The organism is Litoribrevibacter albus, assembly GCF_030159995.1.
GTDB classification, from domain to species: Bacteria; Pseudomonadota; Gammaproteobacteria; order Pseudomonadales; family Litoribrevibacteraceae; genus Litoribrevibacter; species Litoribrevibacter albus.
Genome location: NZ_BSNM01000026.1, coordinates 149,010 through 165,579, shown reverse-complemented (window position 1 = coordinate 165,579; position 16,570 = coordinate 149,010). Strand labels below are relative to the sequence as shown.

The window sequence follows — 16,570 nt, the reverse complement described above, 5'->3', positions numbered from 1 at the left end:
TCTTTTTTTCACAAACGAAGTTAGGAGGTCTTTCCATGAACAGCAAATCAAATAATGGTTTCACATTGATAGAGTTAATGATCGTGGTAGCTATCATTGGGATCTTGGCTTCAGTTGCAATTCCAGCATACAAGCAATATGTTGCAAATTCTCATGCAGGTGCAGCAATGAAAGGAATTAATAGTATCTCAGGGACAGCTCAGACATGCATTCAAACAGGTATAGGCTGTGACGATCTAAATACTTTGATCACAAATACTGTAGACCTAGTAGAAACAGCCAATGGAGGAACCATAGCAAAAGATGCCCCTGCAACACTTGAATGGACCGATGGACCTTGTAAAGTAAGCGCAATTCTTACTCTAAGTGGGGGGGTATCTTATCAAGCTATTTCAATTGATACGAATGGAGCATCCACTGAACAATGTCGAGACGGAGCAGGCACATCCAGCTAACGGTGAAAAGCTTGAAAGGAATTCACCCATATTCTTGGATAAATTTTTTGCCACTCCTCCATAGGCAGATAAGAAGAAGTAATAATAAAACAACAAAATATTACCAAGCCAATCAATAATAGCCGCCATAGCAATTTCAGCTGGATAGTTTTTTCCGATCTAATTCTAACAGCCAAAACCAAGACAAAAGCCAATTGAGAAAATGGCATAACAAAGACCCCACTTAGAAATGAGTATCCTATCGCAGCCCAAATAGCAACAAAATTTAATATTTGAGAATGACTTAATATTTTCTCCTTTATTCTTACTAACTCAGACCATAACAAAAAACCGCCCCAACAAATAAACACTCCAAAAATCAAAACACCATGCTCATACAATAACTGCATAAGAAAGTTATGAGGATGGGCATTTCCAACAGGCTTCCCTTCTGCATACGCATAGCTCATTGGTCCATAACCAAGTAATAAAGCGTCATAAAATTCATTTAAAACAAAAGTCCACATTTCAATGCGACCAGAACTTGAAGTTCGAAAAGTTCCAATGGACTCTCCGGTAAAAAACCAAGGCAAAGCCACAATAAAAAACAACCAAAGTCCTATACCAATTAATAATGTCTTTAAGATCAAACAGAACATGTTACTTCTGAGTTTTTTCTCAACCTGAAACAACACAATACAAAACGACAAAACCAAACAAAGTAAAGCACCTCTAGCCTCAGTCTGAAACAACACCATCCAATGAAAGGCAATAAAAAATATACTAATTCGACTATATCCTTTGAGATTTTTAAGAGCTATAGGCAAGAATAAAAAAGGCATCAAGATAACTTGTATCTGATTTAAAAAACGAGCATTAATAAATCCAGATATCAGATGATGAATATTTGGTTTGTTACCATCTATCAGATTAAATAGTAGATTTAAGAAAAACTGGACAAAAAGAAACAAAGAAAATACTAAAACCAACCAATATAAAGCAGTGTAGATGGCCTCCATCGAAAACTCGTTACAACATATAGATAGAACATAAAATACCACCAACAACAAAAAGTAATTAGAAAGATCTATCACCCCCCAGTAAGCATTTTCATTAAAAATAGAAGAGACTCCCCCTAGAATAAAAAAGCATAAAATTGCCAAACAACTCTCAATAGGCAACCGAATAACCGTCAGTTTCTTAACAAAAAGCATCAACACAGAAGATATAAAAACAAAGAAAAGCAGAAGAAAACGCTTCAAGTCGTAGTCATTTGTTACAAATACATTTTTATACGAAGTAAGATAGATCGTCCACACAGACCCAAGAAGAAACAGCACGCCGAAAAGTAAAAGTACAAAATATGAATAACTTCTTTTTTTCATCTAAGACTTCCAAAATCTAAAATCGATACAAGCTGAAACACAGTCTAATGATTTGTAAAGAAAAAAACCTCCCCTAAAGCAATATTTTGAACTATTCTATTTAATGATATTTTAATTTTAACTCCAAATTGAGCCCCCCCATGAACAAGATATCCAAAGGCTTCACAATTGTTGAGCTAATGATTACTGTTGCGATAATTGGAATAATATCAGCTGTAGCAGTACCGTCTTATCGTCAATACATTATTGATGCAGAAACTTCAGTTGCAAGACAACATCTAGACCAATTGGAACTATTCCTGAATGCATACCACCTAAACAACAATACCTTTGTTAGTGGAACACAAGTAGGCAAATCAGGTACATTTGAAACTCAGCTAGGGTTTAAACCAGGAGACGGCGGTGACGATTTCACCTATGTAGTAGCTGCATGTTCTGGTGGATCGATAGCTGACTGTTATACAGCAAAAGTATACAAAACAGCAGATACAAGTATTTCAGCATCAGCAACCAAGAAGATCTAGGTCTTTAAAACATCATACAAGCACACCTTGAATTACTTAGCTACAATTGGTTTACAGCGAGCTCAGACTTACTGACAAATCAACCATTTAACTCTATAGTAAGTCATTAGTTTAGTAGACGGATTAAGTAATGGATACCTTCAAGTTAAGTGGTCTAGCCAAACGATTCTGTGAAGACCAGATTATATCCAAAGAATTAGCCCATTCAGCCACTAGAGGGGCAAACGAACAAGGCATATCACTTATTCAATATCTAGTGAACAATCAACTTGCTTCACCTCAAGATATTGTTGTATCTGCAAGTGAAGAATTTGGCATTCCTGTTTTTGATTTAAGTTCCTACAATAAAGATGTGATTCCTAAAGATATAATCAAAGACACTCTGATACAAAAACACAATGTACTTCCCCTCCAAAGACGAGGAAAAACACTCTTTATTGCTGTTTCCGATCCTACTAACATCACAGCGTTGGATGAAATTAAGTTTACTACCGGTTTGACTGTTGAAGCAGTTCTTTCAGAAGCAGATAAACTAAAATCTCTCATAGACGGCTACCTAAGCTCCAAGGATTTATCTGCATTAGGTTCGAATGATGGAGACGATGAATTTAGCGATTTTGAATTAGAACCTACGGAAGATGAAGAACAAGATGTTACTCAAACAGAAGTAGACGATGCTCCCGTTGTAAAGTTCATCAACAAAATGCTCTTAACAGCAATAAAAACTGGTGCTTCAGACCTACACTTTGAACCCTATGAGAAACGCTATCGTGTTCGGTTTAGAACTGATGGGGTCTTACATGAAGTATCCTCGCCTCCAAATCAAATAGCAGGAAAAATATCTGCTCGCTTAAAAGTAATGTCAAAAATGGACATTGCAGAAAGACGTGTTCCCCAAGACGGCCGAATTAAACTAAAGATATCAAAAACAAAGTCTATAGACTTTCGGGTTAATACACTTCCTTGTCTTTTTGGGGAAAAGATTGTTCTGCGAATTCTTGATTCAAGTTCCGCTCAAATGGGCATTGACGCACTAGGATACGAAGAAGATCAAAAAGACATGTATATGAGTGCCTTAGAACAACCTCAAGGTATGATTTTAGTAACCGGCCCAACAGGATCCGGAAAGACAGTGTCCCTTTATACAGGATTAAATATTCTCAACACGCAGGAACGAAACATTTCGACGGCAGAAGACCCTGTTGAAATTAACCTCGAAGGCATTAATCAGTGTAATGTAAACAATAAAGTAGGACTAACATTTGCTGAAGCCTTGCGTTCTTTCTTAAGACAAGACCCTGACATCATCATGGTTGGAGAGATTCGCGATCTTGAAACCGCTGAAATTGCTATCAAAGCAGCTCAGACGGGTCACATGGTGATGTCCACCCTTCACACTAATAGCGCACCTGAAACCCTTACTCGTATGATTAACATGGGAGTACCTGCATTCAATCTAGCTACATCTGTTAATCTAATTATTGCACAACGTCTAGGCAGACGTTTATGTTCCAACTGTAAAACAACATTAGATGTCCCTAAAGAAGTTTTACTGGAAGAAGGATTTACAGAAGATGATATTTCTACTGACTTCAAATTATACCAACCAGTAGGATGTGATAAGTGCAATAAGGGATATAAAGGCCGTGTCGGTATCTATGAAGTGGTTAAAGTGACACCACTGATCTCGAAAATCATTATGGAAGGCGGAAATTCGATTCAAATTGCAGAAGCCTGTAAAAAAGAAGGTTTTGATGACCTTAGGCGCTCTAGTCTTAAAAAAGTCATGCAAGGAGTAACCAGCCTTGAAGAAGCCAACCGGGTTACGTCCTCTCATTAAATACGCAATATAAGATAAACGAGACGTCTTATGGCAAAAAAACAACAAGAAAAGAAAAACTATATTTGGGAAGGGAAAGATCGCTCTGGTAAGGTCGCAAAGGGTGAGTTAACAGGATTATCTGTCGCCCTTGTAAAAACACAACTTCGCTCTCAAGGGATCAACCCAACTAAAGTTACTCAAGAAAAAGCGCCTTTATTTGGAGGTAAGGGAAAAGCAATCAAACCTATGGATGTTGCCATTTTCACCCGACAACTCGCAACTATGATGAAAGCAGGTGTCCCCCTAGTTCAGTCTTTTGATATTGTTGCAGATGGCCTTCAGAATGCGAATATGAGAGATCTGGTTCTAAAAATTAAAACAGAAGTTGAAGGTGGTAGCAGTTTTGCGTACGCAATACGACAGCACCCCCTCTATTTTGATGATTTGTTCTGCAACCTAGTAGAATCCGGGGAACAATCAGGTGCTCTGGAAACTATGCTAGACCGGATTGCTCAATACAAAGAAAAAACCGAAGCTCTTAAGTCTAAAATTAAAAAAGCAATGAACTATCCAATTGCAGTAGTAGTAATTGCATTCATTGTAACAGCTATCTTATTGGTAAAAGTGGTACCACAATTTGAGGAAGTCTTTGCTGGCTTTGGAGCAGAACTGCCAGCTTTTACACAGTTTGTGATTCATATATCAGAATTCATGCAGGAGTGGTGGCTCTTAATATTCTTAGGCATAGCAGGACTTGTTTTCTCTCTATCTCAGATAGTGAAGCGATCCACAAAGGCTAAAAATACCCTTGATAAAATGATGCTAAAAGCGCCCATTATTGGCAGTATTATCTATCAGTCTGCCGTTGCTCGATACTGTCGAACCCTCTCAACCACATTTGCAGCCGGGGTTCCTTTGGTTGAAGCTCTTGAATCTGTAGCAGGAGCCACAGGCAATGTAGTTTTTTCTAAAGCAGTACACGGCATTAAAGAGGATGTTTCCTCTGGTATTCAGCTCAACACAAGTATGAAACAAACCGGTCTATTCCCTCCGATGGCATTACAAATGGTTGCTATCGGTGAAGAGTCTGGCGCACTTGATGAAATGCTAGACAAAGTAGCAACCCATTATGAAACAGAAGTAGATAATTCAGTAGATGGATTAACAAGCCTTATGGAACCAATTATTATGGCCGTTTTAGGTGTACTTGTTGGTGGTCTTATTGTTGCCATGTACTTACCGATCTTCCAACTCGGCAAAGCAGTTATGTAAACCTTAAAAAGAGAGTAATACATTGTATTTAAATCAATTTTCAGGCGAGCAGTTGCTCGCCTTTTCTGTGATATTAGGCCTATTAGTTGGCAGCTTTTTAAATGTCGTTATTTACCGTGTACCTGAAATGCTTAAACGTCAATGGCGTTCGGAGTGCACCGTTTTTTTAGAATTAGACACACCTGAAGCCTCTGAGCCGAAAGAGCCTTTTAACCTCGTCAAACCGAACTCCACCTGTCCAAAGTGTGGTCATAAGATCAAGCCCTGGGAAAATATACCTGTACTCAGCTACCTCTTTTTACGTGGCAAGTGCAGCAATTGTAAAACTCCAATATCCCTCCGTTATCCAGCCATAGAAGCGTTAACTGGTGTGTTAACCGGACTGATGGTGTTTCAATTTGGCGCTAACTGGACGGGTTTGTTTGCAATATTCTTTATCTGGATGCTGATAGCTCTGTTCTTCATTGATTATGATGAGCAACTACTGCCTGACAACATTACCCTGCCTTTGCTCTGGTTGGGATTAATCGCAAACTCACAAGGTTTGTTTATTGATTTATCCTCTGCCCTCTATGGCGCAATATTTGGGTATTTAAGCCTATGGAGCGTTTACTGGATTTTCAAGCTAGTAACAGGAAAGGAAGGCATGGGATATGGTGATTTTAAACTGCTAGGAGCCTTGGGAGCCTGGTGTGGCTGGATGATGCTTCCACAGATTATCATCATTTCTTCTGTTGTCGGATTATGTTTTGGACTGGCTCAAATTTTCCGCTCAGGAGAGAATAAACCTTTCGCGTTTGGGCCGAGTTTGATCATCGCCGGTTTTATCGCATTTCTTTGGGGTGCTGATATTAATCAGTGGTATCTAGGGAACCTGTAAACCTCATCCCATCTCAGACAAAGGAATGAAATCCCTCCCCTTCCTTTGTCTGCCTTAGATCTAATTATCGAAATATACTGCCTTTCATCTGAACTTATTGGTCAAAATTCACTCAATATTTGTATAGTATTAGAGTACCAATTATATTTGGTATTTATACGCAACATGAGATAGTTGAGTTAACCTACTAATTTATAAGGGATGAAAAAATGAATACTGCCCAACTCCAAACATCGGATTTGGTTCGTCCTGTATTCGATGAGTTTCACCAACAGTACATCAGTTCACTGGACGAACTTGAGATACAACTTATCCACCTTTCTGATCAAGGTGCTATCCGCGATTTCGAAATAGAAATCATCCTTGAGATTCTTACCAGCCCGTCTGCAACTCATCTTGATTTGAAGCGGGTAAACAGCTGGATAGGCCCGCATTTAAAAGTCGATATTTGACCCCTACAGTCTTTTGAAACTCTCATAATAGGAAAATCCACGACATCAACGCTTCTGGATTTTCCTATCCCTTTCCAATAGAGCCATCTATTCTTTTACTGACCTCTGATTGAAACAGGGATAATGAAGTTACGCACATGGCCGATACACCCATTACTCTGCACTATATTCAATATTCTATGTCCTTTACTAACTAATACATTATTCAGATAAGTATAAAGAAGAGCTATTCCTATGCGATTTCAGAATCTTCCGATTAAAACCCGTCTATCCCTTTGCTTTTCAATCATACTGACTCTGTTAATCAGCATTTCTATTATTGCTTACCTCGGGATGACTCGACTGTCGAAATCCTCTGAACGGTTTGTCGAACAAGATGTGTCGGATGTGCTTTTTGCCAGTGAGATTAACATTGAAGCAGAGGCTGCCGCACTGAACTTACTTCAAATATTACCCAACCCGGACAGAAACGAACGCATCGCCCTCTATAAAGAAATGGACCAACACAATCAGCGCGTTACAGAGCTAATCACAGCCCTGAAAGAGCAAGATCCACAGGGCATGGATAACTTAATCTCGGACATTACTAGACACCACAAAGCTTATCAAACAGCTTTCTTGGACACGGTAGACTTGGTAGAACTTGATGCAGAAGCTGCCATTAAACAATTCAACCAACACACCAAACCAGCATTAAATGAACTACTAACAGATATAAAGTCGCTACTTAAAATGAAGCAAGCCGACATGCTTTCGAAACATAAAGAAGCCGAAGCTCACAGCAGTAACTTGCTGGCATTAATGGCCATTTTATCTGTAGCAGCCATTATTCTGGGAATTTTGCTGGCCGCTATCACCAGTAAAAGCATTGTCCCACCATTATTAAATGCCGTTGGAATTGCAAAGAACATTGCTAATGGTGATTTCAGAAACTCCTCCCAGCATCAACGACACGATGAAATTGGCGAGCTATTAACCGCATTTCAGGAGATCACAAATGGGCTGGGCAGCTTAATAGCTTCTATACAGTCCTCCGCCATCAATGTAGAAGACTCTGCAGGCCACCTGAACGAACCCGTTCAAGCGGTAGTTAAGGCCTCAAATAATCAAACCACCGCAGCAGTTAAAATTACCGACGTTATTCAAAGTTTTGTTGAGGAAAATATCCAGGCAGCCAATACCGCCACCGAGGCAAAACATCAAGCTGAATTGGCTAGAGATTTGGCGTCCGAAGGCAGTCACAGAATCACATCGGCTTCTAAAGAGTTTACCAAAATTGCAGACACCATTAATCGCTCCGCCGACTCGGTAGAAGGTCTACGTAACCAGGCCATCTCTGTCAGAGACATGGTTACCTCCATCAAAGACATTGCAGAACAAACCAATCTGCTGGCTCTTAACGCGGCCATTGAAGCGGCCCGAGCAGGAGAACAAGGTCGAGGCTTTGCCGTAGTTGCCGATGAAGTGAGAAACCTGGCAAACAGAACCGCGCAGGCCACCACAGAGATCAATGACGTTATCGATGCTATTGATTCAGGTACGCAAAAAGCAGTAGAACAAATTGGTGCAGGTCGTCAGGAAATGGAAGCCGGTGTGCAACTTATTGAGGACATGGTAGAACCACTTATGCAATTAAAATCCGGTTCACAGGCATCCTTAGAGCAACTTGAAATTCTGACGGATGTGGTCAATAAACAAGCCCAAGAAAGTGAACAAATTGGTCAAAATATTCGCACTATTGGCAGCCTTGCGGAAGAAAATCGTACCGCCGTAACCTCAGTTTCAAGTTACACAAAAGGCCTGAAAGAGGTCTCATCCGACCTTGGAGAGCAAGTAAGACGCTTCGTTTTATAATGAGAACGATTCAATTTTTATGTTTTATTTCAAGCAATTAGAGATTTCGTTTACTTTTAATGAATAAAACATAAAATTTGAGTTACGTAAAAAGTATTGATTTTCGAAAATATCCACTACAGAATGTCTCAAACTGACGCTAGCCCACCACATGATGTTGGAGCTGGCTTTAAGAAAAACAACACAGTGCCTTTTTATGCTGAAAACAACTCAACTTGATATTGACACAGTCCTTATCTCAGTCTGCAAGTATCCACCTGCAGTGTTGTTATCTCAGCCGTCCCCAGTTGCCAAACTCGTTCTTGCAGAAGTACACGACGAGTAGATCCTTATTCTTATTGTTCCACAACGCCTGTATCCAATGGCATAAAGTTTGCGGTTAGCAGCTATATTTTCTTTCGTACATTGACGATTGGAACATTCGGTTCTTAACTTTTCTAACAAACCCTCTTTATTGGGAGAATTACAATGGGAGAAGCTACTCCCCTCGTCGTGAAGGATATCCATAAAACCTTCAATGACCTGGAAGTACTTAAGGGCATCTCACTAGAAGCTGAAAAAGGTGACGTGATCTCGATGATCGGTTCCTCAGGCTCTGGTAAAAGTACCTTTCTAAGATGTATCAACCTGCTTGAAACACCCACCTCTGGTGACATCATTGTTCACGGTGAAAACATCGACTTCAAAACCGACAAACAGGGTATTCGAGTTCCTGCCAATAATAAGCAGGTGGAAGCAATGCGTTCCCGCCTGTCTATGGTATTCCAAGGATTCAACCTCTGGTCACACATGACGGTGATGGAAAACATCATCGAAGCGCCCATCAATGTACTTGGCAAATCCAAAAAAGAAGCAATGGAACACGCCAAAGAGCTGCTTGATAAAGTAGGCATTTACGAGCGTCGTGATTACTACCCGTCTCAAATGTCCGGTGGTCAACAGCAACGTGCTGCGATTGCCCGTGCGTTGGCAATGGAACCGGAAGTGATGTTATTTGATGAACCTACGTCTGCACTCGACCCAGAGTTGGTAGGCGAAGTTTTGAAGGTAATGAGAAGCCTTGCAGAAGAAGGTCGCACCATGATTGTGGTAACCCACGAGATGGCCTTCGCCCGAGACGTTTCGAACAAGGTGATCTTCCTTCACCAAGGAAAAATTGAAGAACAAGGATCACCACAGAAGGTCTTTGAAAACCCGGATTCAGAGCGAATGAAGCAATTCTTAGCTCCGAAATACTAAGGTGCCCGAAAGAAGCACACTTTATAAAACTATAGACTATTAAAAAGCTATAAACCTTTTGAAAGGAACCACATAACGAGGATTACGGTTATGAAAAAAATTGTTGCAGCAGCTTTGGCTTGCGGACTAGCACTAACTAGCGGTTTTGCCGCTGCGAAAGAGTACACGGAACTTCGTCTAGCAGTAGACGTACCTTACGAGCCATTTGAATACAAAGCGCCAGACGGTTCTCTAACCGGTTTTGAGATCGATCTGGGTAACGCAGTATGTGCTGAAATGCAGATGAAGTGTGAGTGGGTAATTCAAGCATGGGACGGCATCATCCCAGGCCTGTTAGCTCGTAAATACGACGCTATTTTCTCTTCAATGTCGATCAATGAAGACCGTAAAAAGAAAGTATTGTTCTCTGAGCCATACTACAACACCCCATCCTCTTGGTTTGGTCCTGACAGCTCAAAGAGCCTTGATGTATCAAGTAAAGATGCACTTAAAGGTAAGAGCGTAGGTGTGCAGCGCGGTACCATTCAGGATAAATACGTTACGAAAAACTTCGGTGACGTAGTTGATGTTAAGCGTTACACAACCGCTGATGACCTTGTATTAGATCTACAAGGTGGTCGTCTGGATCTTGTATTCCTTGACTACCCAGTGGGTGAGTCAACCATCATGAAACAAGATGGCTTCGATTCAATCAGCGACACTATCCAACTAGGTGATGGTGTTGGTGTTGCGATGCGTAAGCGCGACAAAGACCTAGCTGACAAGTTCAATGCTGCGTTAAAGGCCGTGAAAGACAACGGCACTTACGACAAGATCATGAAGAAATACTTCTCTTACAACATCAAGATGTAAGTGCAAAAGTGAGAGCTACCCAGGTAGCTCTCTTACTTTGTCCTTGAACGTTTTTAAACTCAGCCAAGACAGCGAAGCATTATGATTGATTTTCACGGCTACGGCCCTTCGATATTTTACGGCGCAATCCTTACCATCGAGATTGCTTTTCTTTCGTTATTTCTAGCCGTAGTACTCGGTTTAATGGGAGCCATTGCCAAAATCTCTAACAACAGAATTGCTAATGCCATAGCAACGGCCTACACCACCCTTATTCGTGGCGTACCCGATTTGGTGCTGATGCTGCTTATCTTCTTTGGCGGTCAGGTGATAATGAATAATTTCACTGACTGGCTGTATGAAACATACGAAATCGATGTGTTTTTTAACATCAATGAATTTATTGCAGGTGTGGTAACCATTGGCTTTATCTTTGGTGCTTACATGTCTGAAACCTTCCGTGGAGCCTTCCAATCCGTTGAAAACGGACAAATCGAAGCAGGAAAAGCTTACGGAATGAGTAATGTCCAAATTTTCAAACGCATTATGTTTCCACAGATGATGCGTCATGCCTTACCAGGCTTAGGCAACAACTGGATGGTTCTGCTAAAAACCACGGCTTTGGTATCCATCATCGGCTTGGCAGACATGGTGCGATTGGCATCAGAAGCGGCAAAAGCGGTGCATGAACCGTTTACTTTCTTTATTCCGGTTGCAGCGGTCTATCTGACGTTAACGGCTATATCAGAGTGGTTTATCAAGAAACTGGAAATTCGCTACAGCGCTGGTGTGATTAAGGGGTAATTATTGATGGAAAGTTTAATCGCACTGATCAATCAAAACGAAATCTTCCACATGCAAACCCTGCTTCACTATTGGGATGGGTTTGTAATGACGGTTCAGTTAGTCTTCTTGTCTCTGGTGGTAGGCGCCGTACTGTCGATTCCACTGGCGTTGATGAGAACCTCTGACAACCCTTGGATTTCTAGACCAATCTGGTTGTACACCTACATATTCCGAGGCACACCGTTACTGATTCAACTTTATATTATCTATTACGGTGTGGTGTTTATTGAAGGTATTCAGGATTCAATGTTCTGGCCGGTAGTTAAAGAAGCCTTCTACCCATGTTTGTTAGCCTTCGTTCTGAACACCGCAGCTTATACCACGGAAATTTTACGAGGCGCATTGGTTGCAACCCCGAAAGGTGAAATCGAAGCCGCCAAAGCCTATGGCATGTCTTGGTGGAAAATGACACAACGCATTGTACTGCCGAGCGCCTTCCGCAGAGCCTTACCGGCATACGGTAATGAAGTGATTTTTATGCTGCATGCCAGCGCCATCGCCAGTGTTGTGACCATTGTTGACCTGACGGGTGCTGCCCGTGATGTCTATGCTCAACACTATGCACCGTTTGAGGCTTACACCTTTGTGGCTTTAATCTACCTATGCATGACCTTCTGCCTCATCTATACCTTCAAATACCTTGAGAAAAAGATGTTGGCGCATTTACGACCGCTTTCTTAACAAGCGTGTATCAGGCCCGATACTTACCACTGTGTAAGACACTATCGGGCCTGACATGACCGAACCTAACACAACAGGTTCTGATACTACCAAGCCAGGCTCTTCCATAGAAAACGACCATCCAGCATCCCACTCAGAACAGGTGAACGAGATGACTCAAGCCTTCTTCGCTCCGAATCAAGATTTTCTCGCTGAAACTCTGAATGATCTAACGCCCCCACCTCCGGCGAATCAGACAATACTGGATGATGGCACGCGCGTTACCCGGCTTGGTTTAGGCGCACTGAGCTTTGAGCCCAAGACCCGTATTGATGACCGGATACTAATCTTCTCTTCTGCCATCCACGGTAATGAAACGGCACCGATTGAAGTATGCAATCACATCATCAACGATGTCTTTTCCGGGAAGGTTCAGATCAAACGCCCGACCTTGTTCTTGTTAGGGAATCCACCTGCCATGCGAATTGGCGAACGCTTTGTGGAAGAAAACCTGAATCGTTTGTTTCTGGGCAAACATGCTCAGAAAGGCAAGGCACAAAATCTGGAAACAGCACGCGCTAAGGAACTGGAAAGCTGGGTCGAGCAGTTTTTGAACGCCCACACGCTAGATCAGCCGACACATTCAACTGACGAAAGCAGTGCCCCTAATATTCTGCATTACGATTTACACACGGCTATTCGAGGCTCACACCGCGAGAAGTTTGCACTCTACCCTTATGTCCCGAATCGCCAGCCACCACGTCAACAAATTGCCTTCATGTGTGCAGCGGATGTGCATACCGTATTGTTACAAGCCACACCGGCAGGCACCTTCTCAGCTCTGACCTCGGTAAAATACGGGGCAGAAAGTTTTACCATTGAACTTGGTAGCGTAAAACCCTTTGGCAAAAACGAACTGAGCCGCTATCAAGGCATTCATTCATTGATTTGCCTGCTCTTAGAAGGCCGGGAATCCTGCATTGAAGAAGAGCAGGCGCAATCTGTCGACCTCTTCGAAGTCTGTCATGAAATCATCAACACCGGCGACAGCTTTGAATTGAACATTGCAGAAGACGTCTGGAACTTCACGCCCTTTGAAACCGACAGTGTGATCTGGAAAGACGATCAACAAGAATATCGCGTTGGAAAAGACACCCAATACATTGTCTTCCCCAACAGCAAAGTCCCGGCAGGACAGCGCGCAGGTTTAATGTTAAAGAAACAGGCCTGATCACTAGGCACTGCTGAATAAGCCCCTAGAACAAGTAAATCCATTGAAGGAACAATACATTAGCCATCCTTGTGCTATACATGAGTAATAGCCTGTAGGAATTAATGTATGGATAAACGCTTTCTTCGACGAGATTTCATTCGCGCCTCATTACTCACCGGCGGTTATGTTGCCTTGGGCGCAAGCAACATTTTAGCCCCGCTGGTTCATGCCTTTGGTAATATTCCGGAAGAGTTACCACCAGGCCAGTCCATCTATGACATGGACGGCGAAGTCTACGTTGATGGCCAATTGGCGGATAAATCCACTTTCATCTCGGCACAATCGCTCGTAGAAACGGGCAGCAACAGTTTTGTGATTTTTGTGGTCGGCAAAGACGCTCACATCCTTCGTGAAAACAGTCAACTTCAGTTAGAAGGCGAAACAACCATTCTTGAAACAGGCTTGAGGCTGGTCACCGGGAAGTTACTTTCCGTGTTCGGTCAACGCCAGGCAAATGAAAGTCATACCATCAAAACCTCCACCGCCACCATCGGTATTCGGGGAACAGGCGTTTATACAGAATCAGACCCCGATGTCAGTTACGTCTGTACCTGCTACGGCCACGTCAATCTCATGGCAACGCAAGATCAACACAGCAAAGAAACCATCATTTCAGAACACCACGACGCACCAAGGTACATTCATGCCGACGGTCATACCGGAAAACTAATTACTCCTGCGCCGTTTAAAAACCACAGTGATGAAGAGCTAATGCTGATTGAAGCCATCACCGGGCGGGCACCACCGTTTTCTTCTGTGATGGGTTACAGTTCACCAAGACGAGGCTACTGATGAGTTATTCAAGGAACGACTCTCACCCTGTCAGACATTAACAGTACAGGAAAGCGAGCCCGGATAGCACTATGCCAGTATCTACCGCCAAATCCTTACTGTTCAAACGACTGAACTCTCTCACCACCAAACGAGTGGTACGCATCGTTCTTAGTTTATCCATTCTCTTAATTTTCTTGCTCCAGGCGTCAAGCACTCTACAGCTCACCTTACTGGACGCACTCGAACGATTCGCTTATGACGTCAAGCTCAACAGCACCGCACCACATACCCTGGATGATCGAATCGTCATCGTGGATCTGGATGAGAAGAGTTTACAGCAGCATGGCCAATGGCCCTGGAAGCGCACCTTACTCGCAAAAATGGTGAATAAGTTGATCGATGAACATCAAGTAAAAAGCGTCAGCTTTGATATGGTGTTTGCCGAACCCGATACGTCCGACGGACTGGCTGTCTTATCAGATCTAGCCTCCTACATTCCACCAGCGATGCATAAAAAATGGCAGACTCAGCTGAATTTTGATGAGCAGTTTCGAAATGCGATCAAAGACAGACACATTATCCTTGGCTACGTCTTTAACCAATCCTCCGACAAAACGATTAATCGCTTAACCGATGCTAACACACGGCTCTCACCCTCCATGCGGGACAAACTCCAATTAGTTTCCCCAAAAGGTTTCACAGCCAACCTACCCGATTTTGAACAAGTCTCCGCGTTATCAGGATTCTTCGACAATCCGATAGTCGACAAAGACGGGGTCTATCGACGAGTCCCGTTAGTTCAAGAATATCAGGGCGGCGTTTATCCTTCTCTCGCACTTGGTACCGTGCTCGTCAATCAGGGCTATCCCAAATTGTCGTTGGACATTAAGCAAGAACAGGATTATGCCTCGGTGGAAGGAGTGTATCTCGGCCAAACACATATCGCGACGGGGGCGCTCTCCGATGTTTACGTTCCCTATCGTGGTGGTCAGGAAAGTTATCCCTATGTGTCGGCCACCGACGTAATTCTATCCGAAAAACCGATTCCCTTACTCAAAGATAAAATCATTCTGATCGGCACCACCGCGCCCGGCTTACTGGACCTACGATCTACCCCGTTGCAAAAAAACTATCCGGGAGTGGAAGTTCACGCCAACCTGATCGCAGGCATTCTGGACGGAACCACTCTCTATCGCCCCAGCTACAGCCTCGCCATCGAATTTCTCTCCCTACTGATCATCGGACTCATCATTATCTTTTCTCCGGTGTTGGCCAGCCCGTTTAAGCACCTTAGCCTCCTATCCTGCTTGGCCATTGTCCATACGGTGGGCAACCTCTACCTCTGGCACAACCAACTGGTCATCAACTTGATATCACCACTGGCACTGATCTTTACCTTGTTAGCCTTTCAAACCAGTTGGGGCTTTTTTGTGGAGTCCCGAGCCAAACGGCATTTGGCAAAACTCTTCAGTCAGTACATCCCTAAGGAACTGGTCAACCGAATGGCAGAAGCGCCGGAAAGCTATGAGCTCAACGGCGAAAGTCGGGAAATGACCGTACTCTTTACCGACATCCGGGGCTTTACCCACATTTCTGAAGATTTAGAGCCAAAAGAACTTTCCAAACTGATGAATGAATACCTCACCCCCATGACGGAAATCATTCACAAACATAACGGCACCATTGATAAGTACATGGGCGATGCCATTATGGCCTTCTGGGGTGCGCCTCTGCCTGATGATCGACACCGACACAATGCCATTCATGCCGCCGAAGAAATGCTCGAAGCACTGGAACGACTCAACAAACGCTTCGAATCCAGAAATTGGCCCAAATTAGAAATAGGCATTGGCATCAACACCGGCATGATGGACGTTGGCAACATGGGGTCCGAATATCGCATGGCCTACACCGTATTGGGGGATGCAGTAAACCTTGGCTCCCGCCTTGAAGGACTCACCAAGAGTTATGGGATTTACACCATCATAGGAGAAGACACCCAACGACAATTAAGTGGCATCGTCTGTCGGGAGATCGATCGGGTAAAAGTAAAAGGGAAAGATCGTCCGGTGAGTATCTATGAACCCATCGGTTACGAAGACTTGCTGTCGCCTTCGGAAATACAACAGGTTCATGATTTTAACGAGATGATTCTGAAATACCGTGCCCAAGACTGGCAAGGGTGCTTACAGATCATTCAACAATTAGTGAAACAGTCCGGTCCGAAAGTCATATATAAAGTCTACCTGGACAGAATTCGAACCTATCAAAAGCAATCGCCAGGCATCAATTGGGATGGGGTATTTATCCACACCACCAAATAG

At 42.9% G+C, this 16,570-nt stretch carries 15 protein-coding genes; 14 read left to right on the top strand and 1 reads right to left on the bottom strand.

The annotated features are described in order from the left end of the window. Positions 1-35 precede the first annotated feature (35 nt). Entirely contained in the window at positions 36-455 is a 420-nt protein-coding gene (locus QQL66_RS19475; protein WP_284383785.1) for a prepilin-type N-terminal cleavage/methylation domain-containing protein, read from the top strand. Here the strand turns inward: QQL66_RS19475 and QQL66_RS19470 are convergent. Further along, on the bottom strand, positions 452-1,819 hold the full coding sequence (locus QQL66_RS19470; protein WP_284383783.1) for an O-antigen ligase family protein: 1,368 nt from the start codon (positions 1,817-1,819) through the stop codon (positions 452-454). The two genes, QQL66_RS19475 and QQL66_RS19470, sit on opposite strands and share 4 nt — an antisense overlap. A 140-nt stretch (positions 1,820-1,959) precedes the next feature. On the opposite strand from QQL66_RS19470, the gene QQL66_RS19465 reads away from it, so the two are divergent. The 13 genes from QQL66_RS19465 to QQL66_RS19405 all read left to right on the top strand — a co-directional run bounded on the left by QQL66_RS19465 (position 1,960) and on the right by QQL66_RS19405 (position 16,570). Continuing rightward, on the top strand, positions 1,960-2,343 hold the full coding sequence (locus QQL66_RS19465) for a type IV pilin protein (RefSeq protein ID WP_284383782.1): 384 nt from the start codon (positions 1,960-1,962) through the stop codon (positions 2,341-2,343). A gap of 130 nt (positions 2,344-2,473) precedes the next feature. After that, the gene (pilB, locus tag QQL66_RS19460; protein WP_284383780.1) at positions 2,474-4,183 is read left to right on the top strand and encodes a type IV-A pilus assembly ATPase PilB; all 1,710 of its coding nucleotides are present in this window, start codon (positions 2,474-2,476) and stop codon (positions 4,181-4,183) included. A 30-nt stretch (positions 4,184-4,213) separates the two neighbouring features. Next, positions 4,214-5,437 carry a type II secretion system F family protein gene (locus tag QQL66_RS19455; RefSeq protein ID WP_284383779.1) on the top strand — a complete coding sequence of 408 codons (1,224 nt, stop codon included), beginning with the start codon at positions 4,214-4,216 and terminating at the stop codon, positions 5,435-5,437. 22 nt (positions 5,438-5,459) lie between these two features. Beyond that, positions 5,460-6,317, top strand: coding sequence for a prepilin peptidase (locus QQL66_RS19450; RefSeq protein WP_284383778.1), 858 nt, complete (start codon positions 5,460-5,462; stop codon positions 6,315-6,317). A gap of 209 nt (positions 6,318-6,526) precedes the next feature. Next, positions 6,527-6,769 carry a hypothetical protein gene (locus tag QQL66_RS19445; protein WP_284383777.1) on the top strand — a complete coding sequence of 81 codons (243 nt, stop codon included), beginning with the start codon at positions 6,527-6,529 and terminating at the stop codon, positions 6,767-6,769. Positions 6,770-7,003: 234 nt separating this feature from the next. Beyond that, on the top strand, positions 7,004-8,623 hold the full coding sequence (locus tag QQL66_RS19440; protein WP_284383776.1) for a methyl-accepting chemotaxis protein: 1,620 nt from the start codon (positions 7,004-7,006) through the stop codon (positions 8,621-8,623). Between the two features lie 468 nt (positions 8,624-9,091). Then, complete coding sequence (locus tag QQL66_RS19435; RefSeq protein ID WP_284383768.1) at positions 9,092-9,862, top strand: ABC transporter ATP-binding protein; 771 nt, start codon at positions 9,092-9,094, stop codon at positions 9,860-9,862. Between the two features lie 90 nt (positions 9,863-9,952). Next, a complete protein-coding gene (locus tag QQL66_RS19430) occupies positions 9,953-10,714 on the top strand; it encodes a transporter substrate-binding domain-containing protein (RefSeq protein WP_284383766.1) in 762 nt (253 codons plus the stop codon). A gap of 81 nt (positions 10,715-10,795) precedes the next feature. Further along, positions 10,796-11,497, top strand: coding sequence for an ABC transporter permease (locus QQL66_RS19425; protein WP_284383764.1), 702 nt, complete (start codon positions 10,796-10,798; stop codon positions 11,495-11,497). Positions 11,498-11,503: 6 nt separating this feature from the next. Then, positions 11,504-12,220, top strand: coding sequence for an ABC transporter permease (locus tag QQL66_RS19420; protein WP_284383762.1), 717 nt, complete (start codon positions 11,504-11,506; stop codon positions 12,218-12,220). Positions 12,221-12,275: 55 nt separating this feature from the next. Then, positions 12,276-13,430 carry a succinylglutamate desuccinylase gene (astE, locus tag QQL66_RS19415; RefSeq protein WP_284383761.1) on the top strand — a complete coding sequence of 385 codons (1,155 nt, stop codon included), beginning with the start codon at positions 12,276-12,278 and terminating at the stop codon, positions 13,428-13,430. 108 nt (positions 13,431-13,538) lie between these two features. Beyond that, the gene (locus QQL66_RS19410) at positions 13,539-14,264 is read left to right on the top strand and encodes a FecR family protein (protein ID WP_284383760.1); all 726 of its coding nucleotides are present in this window, start codon (positions 13,539-13,541) and stop codon (positions 14,262-14,264) included. A gap of 71 nt (positions 14,265-14,335) precedes the next feature. After that, complete coding sequence (locus QQL66_RS19405) at positions 14,336-16,570, top strand: CHASE2 domain-containing protein (protein WP_284383759.1); 2,235 nt, start codon at positions 14,336-14,338, stop codon at positions 16,568-16,570.